General features: G+C 36.9%; 23 protein-coding genes and 1 pseudogene. 13 read left to right on the top strand and 11 right to left on the bottom strand.

The window, feature by feature from the left end; genetic code table 11:
* The first annotated feature begins 24 nt into the window (after window positions 1–24).
* The 9 genes from ureE to SIB53_RS02095 all read left to right on the top strand — a co-directional run bounded on the left by ureE (window position 25) and on the right by SIB53_RS02095 (window position 7,458).
* A complete protein-coding gene (ureE, locus tag SIB53_RS02135) occupies window positions 25–474 on the top strand; it encodes an urease accessory protein UreE (RefSeq protein ID WP_413678580.1) in 450 nt (149 codons plus the stop codon).
* A 12-nt stretch (window positions 475–486) separates the two neighbouring features.
* A complete protein-coding gene (locus SIB53_RS02130) occupies window positions 487–1,158 on the top strand; it encodes an urease accessory protein UreF (protein ID WP_413678579.1) in 672 nt (223 codons plus the stop codon).
* On the top strand, window positions 1,158–1,766 hold the full coding sequence (gene ureG / locus SIB53_RS02125) for an urease accessory protein UreG (RefSeq protein ID WP_413678578.1): 609 nt from the start codon (window positions 1,158–1,160) through the stop codon (window positions 1,764–1,766). The genes SIB53_RS02130 and ureG overlap by 1 nt, the downstream gene beginning before the upstream one ends.
* Window positions 1,767–1,907: 141 nt before the next feature.
* Window positions 1,908–3,185, top strand: a complete 1,278-nt coding sequence (urtA, locus tag SIB53_RS02120) for an urea ABC transporter substrate-binding protein (protein ID WP_011295393.1) — start codon at window positions 1,908–1,910, stop codon at window positions 3,183–3,185.
* 78 nt (window positions 3,186–3,263) lie between these two features.
* Entirely contained in the window at window positions 3,264–4,421 is a 1,158-nt protein-coding gene (gene urtB, locus SIB53_RS02115; protein WP_413678577.1) for an urea ABC transporter permease subunit UrtB, read from the top strand.
* Between the two features lie 3 nt (window positions 4,422–4,424).
* Window positions 4,425–5,552, top strand: coding sequence for an urea ABC transporter permease subunit UrtC (urtC, locus tag SIB53_RS02110; protein WP_413678576.1), 1,128 nt, complete (start codon window positions 4,425–4,427; stop codon window positions 5,550–5,552).
* On the top strand, window positions 5,549–6,304 hold the full coding sequence (gene urtD / locus SIB53_RS02105) for an urea ABC transporter ATP-binding protein UrtD (protein ID WP_413678575.1): 756 nt from the start codon (window positions 5,549–5,551) through the stop codon (window positions 6,302–6,304). The genes urtC and urtD overlap by 4 nt, the downstream gene beginning before the upstream one ends.
* Window positions 6,301–7,008, top strand: coding sequence for an urea ABC transporter ATP-binding subunit UrtE (gene urtE / locus SIB53_RS02100; RefSeq protein WP_413678574.1), 708 nt, complete (start codon window positions 6,301–6,303; stop codon window positions 7,006–7,008). Before urtD ends, urtE begins: the two co-directional genes overlap by 4 nt.
* 339 nt (window positions 7,009–7,347) lie before the next feature.
* The gene (locus SIB53_RS02095) at window positions 7,348–7,458 is read left to right on the top strand and encodes a chlorophyll a/b-binding protein (RefSeq protein ID WP_413678573.1); all 111 of its coding nucleotides are present in this window, start codon (window positions 7,348–7,350) and stop codon (window positions 7,456–7,458) included.
* 47 nt (window positions 7,459–7,505) lie between these two features.
* Here SIB53_RS02095 and SIB53_RS02090 read toward each other — a convergent pair whose 3' ends face one another.
* Window positions 7,506–8,015, bottom strand: coding sequence for a hemagglutinin (locus tag SIB53_RS02090; RefSeq protein WP_413678572.1), 510 nt, complete (start codon window positions 8,013–8,015; stop codon window positions 7,506–7,508).
* Window positions 8,016–8,371: 356 nt separating this feature from the next.
* Here SIB53_RS02090 and SIB53_RS02085 point away from each other — a divergent pair, with 356 nt between their 5' ends.
* Window positions 8,372–8,578: a hypothetical protein gene (locus SIB53_RS02085; protein WP_413389197.1), complete on the top strand. Its 207-nt coding sequence runs from the start codon at window positions 8,372–8,374 to the stop codon at window positions 8,576–8,578.
* 197 nt (window positions 8,579–8,775) lie between these two features.
* Here SIB53_RS02085 and SIB53_RS02080 read toward each other — a convergent pair whose 3' ends face one another.
* From SIB53_RS02080 to SIB53_RS02040, 9 genes are all read right to left on the bottom strand, one after another.
* Window positions 8,776–8,985: a hypothetical protein gene (locus SIB53_RS02080; protein ID WP_413678571.1), complete on the bottom strand. Its 210-nt coding sequence runs from the start codon at window positions 8,983–8,985 to the stop codon at window positions 8,776–8,778.
* A gap of 170 nt (window positions 8,986–9,155) precedes the next feature.
* Window positions 9,156–9,296 (bottom strand): hypothetical protein, encoded by a 141-nt coding sequence (locus SIB53_RS02075; RefSeq protein WP_413678570.1) that lies wholly within the window; start codon window positions 9,294–9,296, stop codon window positions 9,156–9,158.
* Window positions 9,297–9,526: 230 nt separating this feature from the next.
* Window positions 9,527–10,156 (bottom strand): 2OG-Fe(II) oxygenase, encoded by a 630-nt coding sequence (locus SIB53_RS02070; protein ID WP_413678569.1) that lies wholly within the window; start codon window positions 10,154–10,156, stop codon window positions 9,527–9,529.
* A 151-nt stretch (window positions 10,157–10,307) separates the two neighbouring features.
* The gene (locus SIB53_RS02065) at window positions 10,308–10,463 is read right to left on the bottom strand and encodes a hypothetical protein (RefSeq protein ID WP_413678568.1); all 156 of its coding nucleotides are present in this window, start codon (window positions 10,461–10,463) and stop codon (window positions 10,308–10,310) included.
* A 128-nt stretch (window positions 10,464–10,591) separates the two neighbouring features.
* A complete protein-coding gene (locus tag SIB53_RS02060; RefSeq protein ID WP_011295192.1) occupies window positions 10,592–10,735 on the bottom strand; it encodes a hypothetical protein in 144 nt (47 codons plus the stop codon).
* Window positions 10,736–10,881: 146 nt separating this feature from the next.
* A complete protein-coding gene (locus SIB53_RS02055) occupies window positions 10,882–11,955 on the bottom strand; it encodes a WD40 repeat domain-containing protein (RefSeq protein ID WP_413678567.1) in 1,074 nt (357 codons plus the stop codon).
* A complete protein-coding gene (locus SIB53_RS02050) occupies window positions 11,943–13,325 on the bottom strand; it encodes a CobW family GTP-binding protein (RefSeq protein ID WP_413678566.1) in 1,383 nt (460 codons plus the stop codon). Before SIB53_RS02050 ends, SIB53_RS02055 begins: the two co-directional genes overlap by 13 nt.
* A 9-nt stretch (window positions 13,326–13,334) precedes the next feature.
* A complete protein-coding gene (locus tag SIB53_RS02045) occupies window positions 13,335–13,652 on the bottom strand; it encodes a hypothetical protein (RefSeq protein ID WP_413678565.1) in 318 nt (105 codons plus the stop codon).
* A gap of 60 nt (window positions 13,653–13,712) precedes the next feature.
* The gene (locus tag SIB53_RS02040; RefSeq protein WP_413678564.1) at window positions 13,713–15,230 is read right to left on the bottom strand and encodes a metal ABC transporter solute-binding protein, Zn/Mn family; all 1,518 of its coding nucleotides are present in this window, start codon (window positions 15,228–15,230) and stop codon (window positions 13,713–13,715) included.
* Window positions 15,231–15,413: 183 nt separating this feature from the next.
* Here SIB53_RS02040 and SIB53_RS02035 point away from each other — a divergent pair.
* Window positions 15,414–16,019 (top strand): annotated as a pseudogene (locus SIB53_RS02035) (ABC transporter ATP-binding protein); the annotation flags it as partial.
* 23 nt (window positions 16,020–16,042) lie between these two features.
* On the opposite strand, the gene SIB53_RS02030 reads toward SIB53_RS02035, so the two are convergent.
* Window positions 16,043–16,447, bottom strand: coding sequence for a Fur family transcriptional regulator (locus SIB53_RS02030; protein ID WP_413678563.1), 405 nt, complete (start codon window positions 16,445–16,447; stop codon window positions 16,043–16,045).
* A 53-nt stretch (window positions 16,448–16,500) separates the two neighbouring features.
* Here SIB53_RS02030 and SIB53_RS02025 point away from each other — a divergent pair, with 53 nt between their 5' ends.
* Both SIB53_RS02025 and SIB53_RS02020 read left to right on the top strand, forming a co-directional pair.
* On the top strand, window positions 16,501–17,286 hold the full coding sequence (locus SIB53_RS02025) for a metal ABC transporter permease (protein WP_413678562.1): 786 nt from the start codon (window positions 16,501–16,503) through the stop codon (window positions 17,284–17,286).
* 161 nt (window positions 17,287–17,447) lie between these two features.
* The gene (locus SIB53_RS02020; protein ID WP_413678561.1) at window positions 17,448–18,065 is read left to right on the top strand and encodes a hypothetical protein; all 618 of its coding nucleotides are present in this window, start codon (window positions 17,448–17,450) and stop codon (window positions 18,063–18,065) included.
* The last annotated feature ends 126 nt before the right edge of the window (window positions 18,066–18,191 follow it).

Genomic DNA, 18,191 nt, shown 5'->3' with positions numbered 1-18,191 from the left:
TTTAAATCTATAAAAAATTGAAGCTTGTCACACGAATTAATCTATCTCACTGAGAGAATTAGTGCTCATGTTTTAGAACATTGTCTTCTACTTCCTTTGTCAGCGAAGGAGAGGTCTCAGCTTCGGGGCAAACGATCAACTTTAGATGGAACTGATGTGATTTTAAATTTACCTAGAGGAGGAGGCCGCTTGATCCCTGGAGAGGTATTGAAAAGTGAGAATTCACAAATTTTTGTAAGCATAGAGGCTGCTCATGAAGATGTAATAAGAATTAGCTCAGAAAATAGATTGAAATTGTTAAAAGCTGCTTATCATTTAGGTAATAGACATGTTGAGATTGAGTTGCACGATAAAGAGTTATATTTACTCAATGATGTAGTTATGAAAAAGATGTTAGAAGGTCAAGGCTTTGAAATAGAAACTTTTCAAAGACCTTTTTCTCCTGAGATAGGTGCTTACGAGTATGAGGATTGATTAATTCAGTTTATGAAACTTGAGCTTTTACAATTAATTAGCCCATCATTACCAATTGGCGCCTTTAGTTACTCAGAAGGATTGGAATGGGTTGTTCAAAATAAAAAAGTGTATGACGAGACAACACTTTTCAATTGGATTGAAAGTGAACTTTCTCGAGGTCAAATAACAATTGAGGCCAGCTCAATTTCGCACTTAATGAGAGATTTAGTGAATTGGAGTGATCATACAGATGTTCAATATAAGTTAATTATTGAAGAGTGGAATTCTTGGCTTGGTTCATTAAGAGATTCTCCGGAAGTTAGATCTCAACAAAAACAAATGGGCGAATCTTTACTACAGCTGTTAATTGATCTGGATCATCCTCTTCCTGATAATGAAAAGAAATTGATATGGCCTATAGCTTGGGCTTGGGCTGGAGTATGCTTGGACATAACTCAAATTGATATGGTGGAGGGTTATTTATATAGCTGGGTAGCCAATCAATTAAGTGCGGCATTAAGGCTATTGTCATTAGGGCCAACAAAAGCTCAAAAGCTTCAAAAGAAATCTCTAGTACTTATTAAGTCTCAAGCAAGTTTTTTATTGCAGCAGAATCCTAAAGAAATTTGGGTTAGCGATGTCGGAGCTATTATGGCTCAACAGTCGCATGTAGAACTTTATTCAAGATTATTTAGAAGCTAATGGAAAGTAAATTAAGAGTTGGAATAGCTGGTCCAGTTGGATCTGGTAAAACGGCTATCATTCAGAGACTATGTGAAAACCTTAAAGATCAATTAGAGATCGCCGTAGTAACAAATGATATCTATACTCAAGAAGATGCGAAATTTTTGACTAATTCAAAGGCTTTAGCACCAGAACGAATTAAAGGAGTTGAAACTGGTGGATGCCCACATACAGCGATAAGGGAAGATTGTTCTATAAATCGCATTGCGGTTGAAGAGCTAGAGCATAAATTTACAACTTTAGATTTAGTATTTGTTGAGAGTGGTGGAGATAATCTTGCTGCAAGTTTTAGCCCTGAGTTAGTTGACATATGTATATATATTATTGATGTCGCGGCAGGGGATAAGATACCCAGGAAAGGTGGACCAGGTATAACACGTTCGGATTTATTAGTGATCAATAAGATTGATCTCGCTGAAATGGTTGGCGCAAGCTTGAAAATAATGGAGAGGGATACTTTATTAATGAGGGAGAATCTTCCCTGGTGCTTTACCAATACAAAAACAGGGGAAGGGATAGAAATAATTGAAGAGTTTTTGTGTAATCAGATACCTTCTCTTCGATAGAACGTATTAACAGATACGAAAACTTATCTTCGTTTACTGAAATAGTCAGAATAGTTTCATTTGATACAAAAAGAGGGGTGTTCATTTGGATACTTTTCGTAAACCCCAAGGTGGGCAAACATCGAATTTAGTTAGTAATTCATGAAGCTTTCAAAGCGCATTTTTGCAGGTTTAGCTACTGCCTCATTGGCAGTAACTGTTACTGCTTGTGGTGGATCAGATTCCTCAGGCAACTTTGATGACACAGTAACGGTTGGAATTCTCCACTCCTTATCAGGGACAATGGCAATCTCCGAATCAACTCTTGTTGATACAGAGAAAATGGCTATTGAGGAAATTAATGCAGCTGGCGGTGTAACAGTCGACGGCAAAAGCTATAAAATTGAGTACATCGTTGAAGATGGTGCATCAGATTGGCCTACCTTCGCTGAGAAATCCAAGAAGTTAATTGATCAGGATGGAGTACCAGTTGTCTTTGGCGGCTGGACTTCTGCAAGTCGTAAGGCAATGCTTCCGGTTTATGAATCTAAAGATGCATTCCTTTATTACCCTATTCAATATGAAGCACAAGAGTGCTCCAATAACATCTTCTATACAGGAGCAACTCCTAATCAGCAATCCGAGCCTGCTACTGATTTCATGTACAAGCGCTCACCAGCGGCTGGAGGAGATTTCTTCTTAGTTGGTTCTGATTATGTTTTCCCAAGAACTTCTAACACAATTACTAAAGCTCAAGTTAAACAACTTGGCGGTAAAGTTGTTGGAGAAGACTATCTACCTTTAGGTAATACAGAGGTAGCTCCTATTATCTCCAAGATTAAAGTTGCTCTTCCTGATGGTGGAATCATCGTTAACACTTTGAACGGTGATCAAAACGTTGCTTTCTTTAAACAAATACAGGATGCAGGAATCACTCCTTCCAATGGTTATTACGTAATGAACTACTCCATTGCGGAAGAAGAGATTAGTACGATTGGACCTGAGTTCCTTGAAGGCCACTATGGTGCTTGGAACTACATGATGTCTATTGATACTCCAGCTTCTAAGAAATTTGCTAAGAGTTTTAAGAAGAGATGGGGTAGTGATCGTGTCGTGGCTGATCCTCAAGAATCTGCTTATAACATGGTTTATCTTTGGAAGCAGGCAGTTGAAGATGCAGGAACATTTGATGACAATGCTGTTAGAGAAGCATTGGTTGGTCAGACATTCGATGCTCCTCAAGGGCCAGTAGAAGTTATGGCAAATCATCACCTATCTCAAACAGTGAGAATCGGTGAAATCAACGCAGAGGGTGGATTTACTATTCTTGAAGAAACTGGAGTAGTTGAACCACAAGCATGGAACCAAAAACATCCAAGTTCAAAAGGTTACGCTTGTGATTGGACTGATCCTAAGAAAGGTGAAAAATATAGGATGTGATTCAATTTTTGACTTATAAATAGATTCTAATAAGGAGCCTTCGGGCTCCTTATTTCTTTAAAAAAATCAACCAAGCTAGTGCAACTTATTCTTGAAAGCCTCTTTAATGGCGTTGCTATTGGCTCAGTTTTGCTCGTCGCAGCACTGGGACTAGCAATTGTCTTCGGTTTAATGGGTGTCATCAATCTTGCTCATGGGGAATTGATGATGCTTGGTGCTTATTCAACATACATAACCCAATTAATTTTCAAACAAGTTTCTTTCTTAAAACCTTTTTATGATTCGTATGTCATAGTTGCTATTGGTATTGCTTTTTTAGTTAGTGGAACAGTTGGAATTCTTTTAGAGCGAACAGTTATTAGACGTCTCTATGGAAGTCCTCTTGAAACACTTTTAGCCACATGGGGAGTGAGCCTAATCCTTCAACAATTTGTTAGAAGTGTTCCGCTGGCCTATGCCAGTGGTTTGGTGATAGCACTTTTCTTTGGCCTATTTACACCGCTATTTATTTCTGATGACTTACTTCATGGTGCAAAAGGTAAATTAATAAGGGCATGTACTTGGGGTTTCTCAGCTTTATTAGGTGTAGCAACAGGAGGTGTTTTATCGTCTTTAGTAAGTAAACTTAGTCGCGCTAGTGCAAGGAATGTTGATGTTACAGCTCCCTCTTGGATGAGAGGTGGAATTGATTTTGTTGGAATTACTTTTCCTAAAACGCGTCTTTTAATAATCCTCATTACCTTAATATCTGTTTTAGTAGTAATTTTCTTTCTTGATAAAACAGCTTGGGGAATGAGAATTAGAGCAGTAACTCAAAATAGACCAATGAGTGATTGTTTAGGTATATCCACTGAAACAGTAGATATTATTACTTTTGGAATAGGTTCTGGTCTCGCTGGAGTTGCAGGAGTTGCAGTTTCACTCCTCGGCTCAGTCGGACCAAATGTTGGTGGAAATTATATTGTGGGATGTTTTATGGTTGTTGTTCTTGGTGGAGTGGGCAATTTATTAGGAACAATCCTTGCTTCTTTCTCTATTGGAATAATGACTGATTTGATAGGAGCAGGAAGACTACTTACCATTTGGCCAGATATGCCTTCCCCTCTTTATTCAACAATAGATTTTTTTGCGACAACAAGCATGGCTAGAGTAATGATATTTGCTCTGATAGTAATATTCCTTCAATTTAAACCAACTGGGATGTTCCCACAAAAAGGAAGAATGGTGGAGTCTTGATTGATGAGAATTTTTTCTACAAAAAAAAGTTGGATTAACTTAACTATTTGGGTATTACTTATTGCCTTAATTATTGCTGCCCCCTCAGTACTTCCTGTTTTTAGATTAAATCTACTAGGAAGATATTTATCTCTTGCCATAGTGGCATTAGGAGTGGATTTGATTTGGGGATTCACAGGAATGTTGAGTTTAGGTCAAGGGATTTTCTTTGCACTTGGTGGATATTGTGCTGCGATGTTCCTCCAATTGAATAGTGCAGGAGAATTCCCAAATGGTATCCCTGAGTTTTTTGGTTTATATGGAGTCGAAAAGCTTCCATTTTTCTGGGAACCTTTTAAAAGTTCAATTTTTACTCTTATTTCCATTTGGCTGATACCGGCTCTTATTGCTGCTCTTCTTGGGTATTTAGTGTTTAGAAATAGAATAAAGGGTGTTTATTTTTCAATCCTTACCCAAGCGGCTCTTTTGGTTTTTTTCAATTTCTTTAATGGACAGCAGAAATTGATTAATGGAACAAATGGTTTGAAAACAGATGTGACTCAACTTTTTGGACAAATGGTAGGTTCAGAAATAATGCAAAGATGGTTCTTTTGGATATCAGCTGTTTTAGTAATACTTGCCTGGTTTTTTGCCCGGTGGATTGTTCGAGATAGATTTGGAAATATCCTTATTGGAATTAGAGACGATGAAGCTCGAGTTCGTTTCACTGGATATAATCCAGTAATTTTTAAAACAATAATATTTTCAATAGCAGGAGGATTAGCTGGAATTTCAGGGGCTTTGTATACAGTTCAATCTGGAATAGTTTCTCCACAGTTTATGACTGTACCTTTCTCTATAGAAATGGTTGTTTGGGTTGCGGTGGGTGGTAGAGGAACTTTGCTAGGCGCAATACTTGGAGCTGTTTTAATTAATTATGCAAAAAGTTTGGTAAGTGAAGCATTACCAGCAAGCTGGATGTTTATTCAAGGTGGATTATTTATTCTTGTTGTAACAGCTCTTCCAGAGGGGGTACTAGGATGGATTAGGAAAGACGGTCCAAAGAAATTATTGTTTTTACTTGGGATTAATAAAAAATTAGAAACATATCCAAGTCTTGAAGTCAATGAACAAGGTGAGGTGAAATCATGACTTCTCCATTGCTAGAGCTAAAACAAATTTCAGTTAGTTTTGAAGGATTCCTTGCCCTCAGAGATCTTGATCTGGTTTTGAATCAGGGTGATCTTAGAGCAGTTATTGGTCCCAACGGTGCAGGTAAAACTACATTCTTAGATGTCATCACAGGAAAAGTAGCACCTACCAAGGGCGACGTGATTTTTAAAGAAAAATCGTTGCTTGGTCAAAAAGAGTTTCGGATAGCACGTAAAGGGATTGGAAGGAAATTTCAAAGTCCTAGGATATTTGAGAATTTATCTGTACAAGAAAATTTAGCTCTATCGGTAAGTAGACCTAAAACTCCTTTTTCATTATTAATTAATAGTTTAAAGGTTAAGCATTTAGATCAAATTCAACATTTAATGAGTATTGTCAACCTTCAATCAAAAGCCAATATAAGAGCTGGAGCCCTTTCGCATGGTCAAAAACAATGGCTTGAGATAGCGATGCTAGTTGGACAAGATCCTGATCTTTTACTTGTTGATGAACCTGTAGCTGGCTTGACGGATGAAGAAACAGACTTAACTGCTGATCTTCTTAAATCTTTAGCGGGTGATCATACTGTTTTAGTCATTGATCATGATATGGAATTTATTCGTAGACTTGATTGCCCTGTTAGTGTTTTACATCAAGGGCATGTATTGAAAGAAGGATCTATGAGCGACATACAAAAAGATCCTCTAGTAATAGAGGTTTATTTAGGAAAATCTGAAGAGGAAGAAGAATGACTATGCTTCAGATAAAAGGATTAAATACCTACTATGGCGAGAGTCATATCCTGCGAGATGTTGATATGAATATCAATCAAGGTGAGATGATTTGTCTTATAGGTCGAAATGGAGTAGGTAAAACAACTTTGCTTAAATCTTTAATAGGGTTATTAACTCCACGGCGTGGAGAGATTGTTTTTAATGGAGATTTGGTTAATAGAAAGCCACCTCATCAACGGGCTCGTTCCGGAATTGCGTATGTTCCCCAAGGACGAGAAATAATACCTTATTTGACTGTCGAGGAAAATCTTCAACTTGGATTGGAAGCTTTACCAGGAGGTTTAGCAAAGCATAAACAGATTGATGAATTGGTATATGAACTTTTCCCTGTCTTAAAACAATTTCTATCTCGTAAAGGAGGTGACTTAAGCGGAGGGCAGCAGCAACAACTTGCAATTGCTCGAGCATTACTTGGGAAACCAAAGTTGCTTTTACTTGATGAGCCAACTGAAGGAATACAACCGAATATCGTTCAAGATATTGAGTCTGCAGTTAAAAGGATCATTAGTGAGACTGGTGTTGGGGTTTTATTGGTAGAGCAACATCTGCATTTTGTAAGGCAAGCAGATCGTTATTATGCAATGCAACGCGGAGGCATAGTTGCAAATGGACCAACTAGTGAATTAAGTAAAGCTGTGGTAGAGAAATTTCTTAGTGTTTAAGTCTATTTTGTTTGAGTAAAAGCAGTTTCTTGCTCTATTTTGTCTTGGCAAGTAGAGCAAAGAATATGACCTTTTTTTTTCCAAAAAGTCTTTGTTGACCTTTCGATATTTTGTCCACAGCCAAGGCATTTGAAGAGTGGACTCATTTATTACTGAATCTTTTTTATATAGTTATTTATCATACTATTTTCATTCTGTCTTAACAGATACAAGATGTTTTTGGCCGCAGACTTTGATTTTAAAGATAATACTAATTTATTTAATTAACATTAAAAAGCATTTTCTGATACTTGCTCTATTTATTTAGTTTGTTATAAGTTGATCAAGTGCTTCTATTGCATGTCCTTCGAAAGATTAAGCAAAACTGAGATAGTTAATGGCAGAATTGCAATGTCAGGTCTATTAGTTATTGTATTACTTGAAATAGTATCTAAGTTAAGTATTGCTTAGACACTATATATATGAAATTAATTTGGTTTTAATAAAACCTACTTAAATTAAGCTACTTTTAAAAATAGAGAATCTTTTATTCTTTTGATTTCTCCATCTTTCCATAACCAGATAATAGGCTCTGTAGATTTTGCTTGTTGTAGATCAATTCTGTTTTCAATACTAATAGGATTAAATTCTGTATTCGATTCAAATTGTTTATCTCTAATTGCCTGATTGATAACAATACTTCCACCTTTCCCAGATATTGATCTATGAAATGTACCGATAGGTATTTGAAGTGCACCCATGAATCTATGGAGATAAATTATGTGATGGGGTTCATCCCAAAGAGGATTTAATAGTGTGAAGGTTCTATCTCCATCAAGTACAAGATTATTATCTGTTTGATGATGGTGTACATAATATTGCTCAAAGCCATTTAAATCAGGAGGTGAAGTTGCTCCTCCTCTATGAATAACGACATCACTACCATTTGAACCTTCAACACTGGCATCTAAAAAAGTTACTTCAGGAGTCTCTCGAAAAATATTAACCGGTACAAAATTGAGTTTCATCAAAAAATTTATTTGTACCAAACATTACTGGAATAAATATATCTAACTGTATTAATTAATTCACTTTTAGCGAATTAATTATCTTTTGGGCTAGAAGAAGAGTATTTGATTTTACTAAAAGGCATCAAATATGATTTGTTCTAGTTAGCTCACAAAGCAATTAATGATACATAAGATTATGAAAAATATTAATAAGTTATATCACGTAAAATATTATTAAGTCATGGCTAAATCAACTATTAAAAATAAAAAACTTTTGGTTGATGAAATGATTAAAACCTTTAAATCCATCCCCGCAACAGCGATAACTTTTTCGAACATAAAAAAAAATTAAACTCATAACTTACGATATATTTTTGAGATACTTCGCTAGCGGATTATTTTTATTATCACATGGCCTTTTGGTTTTAGATCATCTAGGAGTAGGAGCAGCTCTTCATGGGATTGGTGAGGTATTTTTTGCCCCATGGGCTATTAAGCAGAAAGCATGGGACTTGGTTTTTATAGCTTTTTTATTTGGCGCATTTGATCTTTGGGGAACTTTAAAACTAGGATTTAATTAGTAAATTCATTAGATAAACTTGTTTTTTCTTTAAGATTGGAGAGGGAGGTCAAAACCCTTCCCAGTAGTGGTGACCTCCCTACAGAAAACTTTGGAACGGGTTTTCTGATAAAATAGTTATAGGAATTTACTTGAATAAGTTAAGACTTAATTGATACAAAATCAAAAGTCTATGAACAATTTGTATAGCTTATGAATTTATTTAATCAATTCTTTATTAGATAGTATTTTTTTTCGTTTGACTTTTTTCAACTCGTGCATACCTTCTATTTGTTTGTAAATAGACTGTAGTTGATCGCAAATATGTTCAGTATTTTCTACTTTGTTTAATCTGAGTAGCATTTTCTCTATTTGCTCTTTGCATTCTAAGAAAATATGACAATCTATTGTTCCTGGCTCGTATTGCATTTTGGAAACTAAAGAGTATATCAATAAAGGAATCAAATAATTAAATCTGTATATGTTGATTCAAATAATCAAATCTATTTGGTTATTTATTTTTAAAAAATTATAAATTAATGATATATAATTAAAAATTCTAATATGTGTTAGAAATTAAGTTTTTTGGACTTCATTTATTAACCCATCTCTGCTTTCATTGCTTCATGGATTCTTTTACTCATGATTTCATGACCACAATATTGCAAGTGCACTTCTTGTGACCCTTTAGCGAATTTGTTTTGAGTGTACTTAAGTCCTCTGTAAGTTAGCTCAGCCATTGGAATGATTTTCAATGTTCAAGTCCCCGTTCCATGGCTTGAATCTAACTGCGACTCAAATTGAGCTGAACGTCGTTTGATGATACACAATACATTCCCAATCTGTTGAAGTTTCTTCAAAAATTATTATCAATCTAGATCTGAACTCATGATTCATCAAAGAATTAGTGGCAATCAGATTGAATATTCCGAATGAGAGGTCTTATTAAATGAATGAAATTAGTAATTAACTATCGAGCTAGTCTAGAAATATATGAATCTCTTGAACCGGCATTGATCCATCCGGTCGCGATCGTTTTTGGATGAGTCTTATTAACTCGACCTCTATGAATATGTGTAAGACCAGCGGGAAAAATAACTAGTTTTCCTCGTTCCGCTGTCTCATGATATTCCTGCCAGTGAAATTCTGTTCCTCCTGAATCGACATCATTGCAATACAGAATCCAAGCTAAGACTCTGTGAACTGGTTCGGTGGCTTCTTCGCTAATAGTCCAATCACAGTGCCATTTCTTAAACCCCTCCCCAGGAGCATAACGTTGTAGATTGAAAATGGGATTAACAAAGAGAGATTGTTCAGGAGCGCATTCGCTAAAAAGTGGGCGTTCTTCAAGGTATTTTTGAAGACCAGCATTGACTCCTCTTATTATTACTTCAGACAAAGCAAATGATTCTGGATCAGTTCGATCTATTGCTACAAGGCTGATATCTGTAGAAATTTTTGCAGGATCTGAATCATTATTTGCCCCATTACTAAAGGCGATTCCATTGCGATGCAAGTCTGTACGACGATCGAAAAATGACATCACGCCATCTGCAACAGATTCAAAACCTTTATTTCTATAACTAGCAATTAAATTCATAGAATTTTTTTAAGGTTTTTTGATCTCTGGAAATCTAATTCGCTTGTAAGTACCATTTCAATGAAAATCTCACAGGGACTTTTACTCTCTCTTGGTTGGCTAGCTTTTATGTTTAATTTAGATGATGTTGTTTTAATTAAAAGGCTATCAATCAAGCTACAGCTTTGTCTTTAAGAGACCTTAAGTATCTCTTTCTTTGACCGCTACCTTCTACTTCAAAATGCCAAGTAGGTTGTTTGTTGTCGGTTTTTTTTAAGTTAACGCCAGAATTGCTAGTGCTTAACTTCTTCTTAATCGGTGTATTCATGGAGCTATTAAAGCATATTCTCTAATTCCTCATTGTTCGGTCATTACTTTTTCTTCTCGTAAATAGATAATAAAAAGGAGGCCCATTTGACCCCCCTCTTTGAAATTTAAAACAATTTTGACCTTAACCTATGCAATTCCTCGGTTCTTATACGGGTCATCTCTGAAAGGCTGTGCCTCAAAACTTGGAGGTGAGTTATCTTTATAAGGATGAAATAGAGCATTTCCCATTGAAATGAGTAATTCTTGAAGCCAAAGAATTGTTTTTTTCATTGAGTCCTCTGGTTGGATATAACCATATATAAGTTATGTGGAATATTTATACATCAGTAAAAACTCCTCTTGTTGAATTTTTAGTTTTCTAAGAAATAGCAATCGAGCCAATCTCGAGTATCTATTGCAAATAAAACATTTTGATCTTATTCGAATCCTTGTGGTGCCGTTTTTGTTCGAACCTTAAACTCCCAAACAGTAATTCCTCCGTTTGCATTTATGGCAGCCAAGGCGGTGTCATCAGGATGCCAAGCGATTTGGCTTACAAGGTCACCTGCAAATGCACCACCAACTGGATCACCCTGACCATCTTTTTGGAGAAACCAAGAAAAAACTGAACCATCTCGAGCGCCAGAAGCTAAAAGCATTCCAGTATGAGAGAAAGCAAGGCAAGAAATTGGTTCTGTATGAAGCATTAATTCTCCTGGCACAGTGCCCTCAGGACCATTGCCTTGAAAACTCCAAACTGTCACTCGATCACTACCCCCGGTAGCTAGAACTGTGCCAGTTTGATCAAAAGCCAGGTGGCTTGGTTTACCTGGGTATCCTGTCATTTCTGAATCTTCATCAGTTGAACGACGCCAGAAATGAACAGAATTATCCTGACTGCCGCATGCCACTATGTCTCCATCTGGACTAAGCACCATAGATACCAGTGAACCTCGCCATTCCAACTTTTGATTGACTTTGTCGCTAACTACATCAAAAAAAGTGACCTGGCCGTAGCATGCTGTTGCTAATTCATTTGAATTAGACCAAGCAATCGCGCTGACAGTACTGGGATGTTCCTCTGATCTCCAGTGCTCTTGACCTTTTTTATCAAAAACATAGACGTATTTAGTAAAAACTACTGCTAAGAATTTTCCGTCTTGGGACCACTTGATGTGCTCAACCCATCCTTTCCCAAGTTCCAATTTGTTAGTTGATTTACCCTCTTGACTTTCCCATATATATACATACCCATCCTGGCCAGCAGTCGCAAAAGTATTTCCATCTGGATGAATAGACATTGCTAGTAAGCCACCTTTATGTATGTCTTTTACTTGCCAAATAGGTTCCCCAGATTTCCCTTCAAATGCGTAAAGTCCACCAGCTACATCACCTACTAAAAAAGTTTTACCTTCTAGTGCCCAGCCGCAGACAATCGCATAGTCTTCGACTTGAGTAGACCAACCTTCATGAAGCATTCCCTTAGGACTAAATGCTTCTATACCAGACATTTGTCAAACTCCCTACTCATCTCTGCTTCGTCAAGATTTCTACCGATAAAGACTAGTTGGTTGCGGCGAGGCTCATTACCCCACTCTTTATCAGGTTGGGCGGTGAAGAGCATATGTACTCCTTGAAACACTATTCGCCGTGACTCTCCCTCATAGCTAATGAATCCTTTCGTGCGGAATATATCCACCCCTTTTTCTGATAGGAGCCGGCTTAACCACCTATTGAGTTTCTCTGGATCTACATCCCCTGTTCGCTCGATAGCAATGGAACCTACTTCGTCATCGTGTTCGTGCTCGGCTACCCAAACTCGTTCAGCTATTGGAGAAATTGTAGAGATGCTCTGATCATTATTTATCTCGTCCTTAGAAGTAGTATTTACTTTCTTTAACTTCATATTAAATTCTTCGGCTGTATGTTGAGTGAATAGACCTATATCCTTTGCCTTATCAACATCTATGAAGAAAGACTTAGGCCCTTTGGATTGAAGTTGAAGGCTCACATGCTTCCCAACGGGGACTATGTCGCCTGGTTCCAAAGGTTGTTCTTGTTCGGCATATAGTCTTACGCATGATTCAGCCCCTGAGTTGAGTGATGTCTCATCCTTGCCTTGGTTTAATAACAGGATAAGAGACATAGTAGGGTCTGGCCCTTCTTCGAGAGTAAGTTCATAGCTACCTTCTTCAAGTGCAAACACACCTGTCCATTCAAATGGATATTCTGGTTCCAGAAAAGTTGGACGACGCTGAAGTACTTGATCTAGATCAAAAGCACTTAGATTTAGCACAGTATCAATTGAGACGTCTGCTTGCTTACTGCGTATCAAACGAGCCATGCGATTCATATCGCGTAGCCGTGACTCTAAGTTGTCGAGTGATTCATCTGAAACAAGATCAGTTTTATTTAGGATAAGGACGTCAGCAAAGGCAACTTGCTCCGAACTCTCATCACTTCGACCAAGTTGTTGCTCTATATGGGCTGCATCAACAAGTGTGACTATGCCATCAAGTGAAAATTCCTCACGGATTTCATCGTCCATAAAGAAAGTCTGAGCAACAGGACCAGGATCAGCAAGGCCAGTAGTTTCAACTAATACATAGTCAAATTTGTCTCGCCTCTTCATGAGGTTTCCAAGTACACGAATAAGATCACCCCGAACGGTGCAGCAGATGCAACCATTCGACATCTCGAAGACCTCTTCGTCAGCATTGATTACTAATCCTTGATCAATGCCAACTTCACCATATTCATTTTCAATAACAGCTATTTTTTTACCATGCTCTTCACTCAGGATTCGATTAAGTAGAGTTGTTTTTCCAGATCCTAGAAAACCAGTCAGTATTGTCACCGGTACTTTTTGCTTGTTGCTCATTTTCTTTACTTAAAAATGTGTACAATGAGAGTTATCAATAGAAATATTAGTTAACCAATTCTCTTTGATACCCAATAATTCAAGTGATTTTTTTACAAAGTCATCAAGATCACAATAGTTGTATGGAACCTTTACTCTTAATGTATTTTTTCCCTTCTCTTTTTTTAGCGAATGATTTGAAAATTGAAGTTCTTTTAGATTTTCTGCGAAATCAGTTGAGATAGTAAGTTTTAAGATCTTGTCTTTATTCCATGGTGGCTTATCCATGAAACCTGCCTGGTCTTCCCAATGTTGTTTGTAAGCTTTATATCCTTTTGTTTGAAACATTTGAGTTGAAATAATGTCTACCTTCTTTGATAACGCTAGACATTATTTCAACCTTAAAAGTTAAGGGTTAGTTAAGGAATTCCATTCATTCTCGAGTTTCTCACCCTCTTTTTCATCACATTCTCCACCAAGCGAATCAACAATTGTACATGTGTTGTGTACTGCTACTGAAACAGTATTCCCTTCTAGCATTAGACCATCAACAAAGATTTGATTTCTTGCGATTGGGGTGGAAGTTTGTCTGCTCAAGTTTTTTAATAGCTTGGAAGGAGGCTTTTGCTCAGCGAATAAGACGTTGACGTTTTCTTCTTTGAGCTCAGCTATTACCGTTGAAATAGTCTCTGGTCTAAGGCTGGAAGAATCACCAAGGAAATCTAATAGACTCAAAGTCTTCAAGCCAAATGCATCTCCGTAATATTCCATCGCTTTGTGCTTAGAAACGATTGTCCTTCGATCAGTAGGAATTGTGGCAACTTGTTTTTGAGTCCATAAGTCGAGATTTTCCAAAATAGAATTAACGGCTTGAGTTCTTTCTTTTAAAACTTTTTTTGTTTCTCTGTCAAAGAAGGAAATTTTCTTATTGATATTTTTAGAAATGACATTTCCCATCTTGATGATGTTATGAGGGTCATGCCAGATATGAGGATCTAGCCCACCATGATCATGGTGATGATGATGATCGCCTTCATCTGGGACTTGAGCTATAGGTTCAACATCGTCGCCTGAAACATCCTTAAAGAAATGTTCGTCGGCTTCAAACTCAAAAGGCATATGCTCAGTAAAGAATGTATATTTACCAGCTTTTTTGATTTCTACCGTAAATGTTGTGATGTCTTTCTTCTCATTGAATGAAAGAAAATATGCTTTTTCCTGCGCAACAAGTTTGTCATTATTGCGTTTGGTTTCTGAATTCTTAGATCCTAATAATTCTTTAGCAAGCTCTTCTGATGCTTCAATATCACCAGAATTGAGAATAACCATTTTCATTGCAGGATCAGCATAGTCTCCATTGACTTTGGCAAAAGACCATTTGTATGTTCCTGCTGAAAGATCAAAAACACCAGCCCATTCAAAAGCTCCTTCTGCATGGCTATCGCCATGATCATCGTGGTCATCATGATCGTCATGTTTAGCAGCTGAATGATCATCGTGGTCATCATCCTTAGCTGCTGAATGATCATCGTGATCGTCATGATGATCGTCTATTTCTATTGCACTTACGCCGACAACAACAGTTAAAGGATTATCTAACCATTTTTTGATTGCAGGGGTCATCTCTGAACCAAGAGTAAATACTTGGTTTGCACTTTTTAGTGTTTGAGCCTGTCTTGGAGTGATTTTGACATCATGAACATCTTGTTTTCTGTCAATTAAGCAGGATACAGGCGATGACGGTGGTGCAATCGCAGAAACGACATCGCAGACTAATGGCTCCACGGCAACAATTGGTTTTGAATTTGCCTGTGCACTCTGATTAATTCCCGAGAATAAAAATGCTCCAGCAAGAAAAGAGCTCTTAAGGACTGTTTTATTGAATATTGTTTTACTTTTGATGGGTTGGTTGAACAATCTCGACATTTAATCAAAAATTAGCTTATCTAGAAAACGATAATCATTTTCATTTGAGATTGGCAAGTATATTATGTTTCTTGTCAGCAAATCCTCTAATTGATGTCTAGTTTGATTGCTGAAAATGTGACTTATTCCTATTTCAGTAATATCAAACCTGCTTTAAGTAAGGTTTCTCTTAAGCTTGAGCCAGGTACTTTGACTGCTCTTGTTGGTCCGAATGGCGCTGGCAAGTCAACATTATTAAGCTTGCTGCAAGGGAGTAGCACTCCGGATCAAGGAGAAATTACTGTTGGCGGAAAACCATTGAGAAATAATCGATCTCACGTGGCTTTAATGCCTCAGAGAGGAAAGCTGAATTGGAATTTTCCAATTACTGTTGAAGGATTAGTCTCTTTAGGTCGAGTAAATCATTCCAAATCAACTTGTTGTGAATTAGAAGCTGCCCTTCAACGTGTTGGAATATCTCATTTAGCAAAAAGGAGACTTGATGCTTTGTCTGGTGGACAGCAACAAAGAGCATTATTTGCAAAAACATTAATGAATCCAGCCAAAATTTTTCTTCTTGATGAACCTTGCTCCGCCTTTGATCCTCCGGCTAAAGAAGATTTCCTGTTAATCATTCGTCAGCTAGCCGATTCGGGGTTTACGGTTTTTGTTAGTAGTCACGACTGGGGAACATCTTTAAATGCCTATGACAAGGTTATTGCTTTAGATAAAATTATTTTGGCTTCTGGTAGCCCTCAGGAAGTTCAAGAAAAACTCAGTTCAATTAATTATTTGAGGTGGAAGTTATAGGTTTGATTCATATTCAAATACTCTTATCCAGCATTCAATTGCTGAGAACAAGTTTGGCAGAGACCAAAGTACTCAAGAGTATGAAACAAAAGCTCAAAGTTTTTAGAAGTGTTTTTCGACAGATCCATCATTTTGACCGGACATCCCCTCAAGCGTGTGGTGTCTCCACAGCTTACGCAGGTTAAATGATGAATATCTCTTTCAACTGGCGCATAAAGAACCTCACCATTGGGAAGATGTCTGGAACGAATCAAACCTTGCTTTACTAGTGCTTGCAGGTTTCGATAGACCGTGGTCAATCCCATTGCGTTGTCACCATTATGAAGTTGTCTATGTAGTTCTTGCCCACTCAATTCATCAGTACATTTCTTGAGTTCATTGAGCAATTGCTGTTGACGTCTAGTGATTGCAGGCTTGCTTGTACTCATTGGCAAGATCTTAACTTGATCTCTCTAACTGACCATACTAAATCATTTGCTAAATGTCTTTTTTTAATACAAATTGGTGGATAATTCCTCTTTTGATAACTTCCTTCTCTGGAATACTTTGCCCTGCCATGGGAACTGTATTGATAACTCATAAAAGGCTTCTTCAAGTTAATTTAATTTCGCATTGTGTGCTGCCAGGTCTTGCTTTGGCTATGGCGCTTGGTTTGGATCCTTCTATTGGTGGAGTCATCAGCGGCTTGATAGGAGCTATTGCTGCAGAAAGCTTGACAAATAAAAAAAATCAAAATTACGAAGCGGTTATGAATACAATTCTTGCTGGTTCGATGGGACTCGGTGTTTTGCTTATACCTCTACTGGGTATCAGGATTGATTTGGAGGCTGTTTTATTTGGAGATTTATTAACTGCAAATTTCAGTGATCTGCTAAGAACTTTGATCGCTTTTTCGGTATTTATTTGCTTGATGTTTTTTGGTTACGACAAGCTTGTTCATATTGGTCTTGATCCAGAAGGAGCTGCTTCAAGTGGAGTTAATGTATCTTTTTTAAATTTGGCTCTTGGTTTTACTACGGCACTTGTCATTGTGAGTTCAATGTCTGCAGTGGGAGTCATTCTTGTGATTGCGTTACTTTCAACCCCAACTTTATTGGGATTACAGAAAGCAAGATCTTTATGGATTGCGATGGTTAGATCCTCCATATTTGGATTGATTTTATCGCTTATCGGTTTTTCTCTTGCTATGTTTTTGAATTTGCCTCCTGGACCTTTGATTAGTGTTCTTTGTGTGATTTCATTGAGTTTGCTGCCAAATAATAGATAGATTTATTTTTACTCTTAATTGCTTCTAAGAGGTACTTTTTGGATGGATGAAAAGACATAGCTTCTTAAAGATCAAGAAATCTAAAAATGGTAACGATATGTTTTTGGATTCAATAAAATATTAATTAAATGGATATTTTCCACCCTTTCATTGATTAACTCATGAAGAGAACGCAACTCAATGTAAGTATTGACCCAAAACTTTTAGAAAAGATTAAAGAGAGTGCGCGGATTTCGGGGAAATCATTGGTTGGTTATGTCTCTGATTGTTTTGTTAATCAAATAGAGAACATGCCTGTTGAATCGATAGATTCTCGATTTCACTCGATTGAACAAAGACTGCAATCAATAGAGAAGAAACTTGACTTTCCTAATTATGAAAGCCATGTCACATCATCTTTTACACCTCATGAATTGCAGAATTTTAATGAATTCATTAAAGCTGTTTTCAGCAAAGAGTTAAAAAGGAAGGGATATAGATCAATGAAAGAAGCATGGGATGATTTTATAAACCATATAAATTGTTTTGAACAATGGAATGAGACATGTTCTTTTAGGCTTAAAGAGTCTCTTTTTATTGAACATGCTGATCCTTTAACAAGCGAAGAAATCAATCACCTTAAAGAAGGACAAGTATGTCCTCAACCAATCCGAACAGGGATTATTAATTGGATCAACAATTCAGATAAAGGAGAATGTTGTTGCTCCGATAAAGAGTTCCCTTCACAGCAGCAAATTTGCGAAAAGGGTTCAATTTTAGTTGAAGATATATATTCTTAGACCAATTAAGATCACTTTTCGAAAGTTAATTAAATCCTAATTTGTTAAAAAACAGGGAGATGAATTGAGTCGTTTGTAAATATATTTCCAAGAATTTTATACCCAACTATAAATTCTTAATCAATT

It is taken from the genome of Prochlorococcus sp. MIT 0916, from assembly GCF_047305155.1.
Lineage (GTDB): Bacteria > Cyanobacteriota > Cyanobacteriia > PCC-6307 > Cyanobiaceae > Prochlorococcus_B.
The sequence above is the reverse complement of the archived record's forward strand: the minus strand, read 5'-3'. Positions and strand labels throughout refer to the sequence as shown.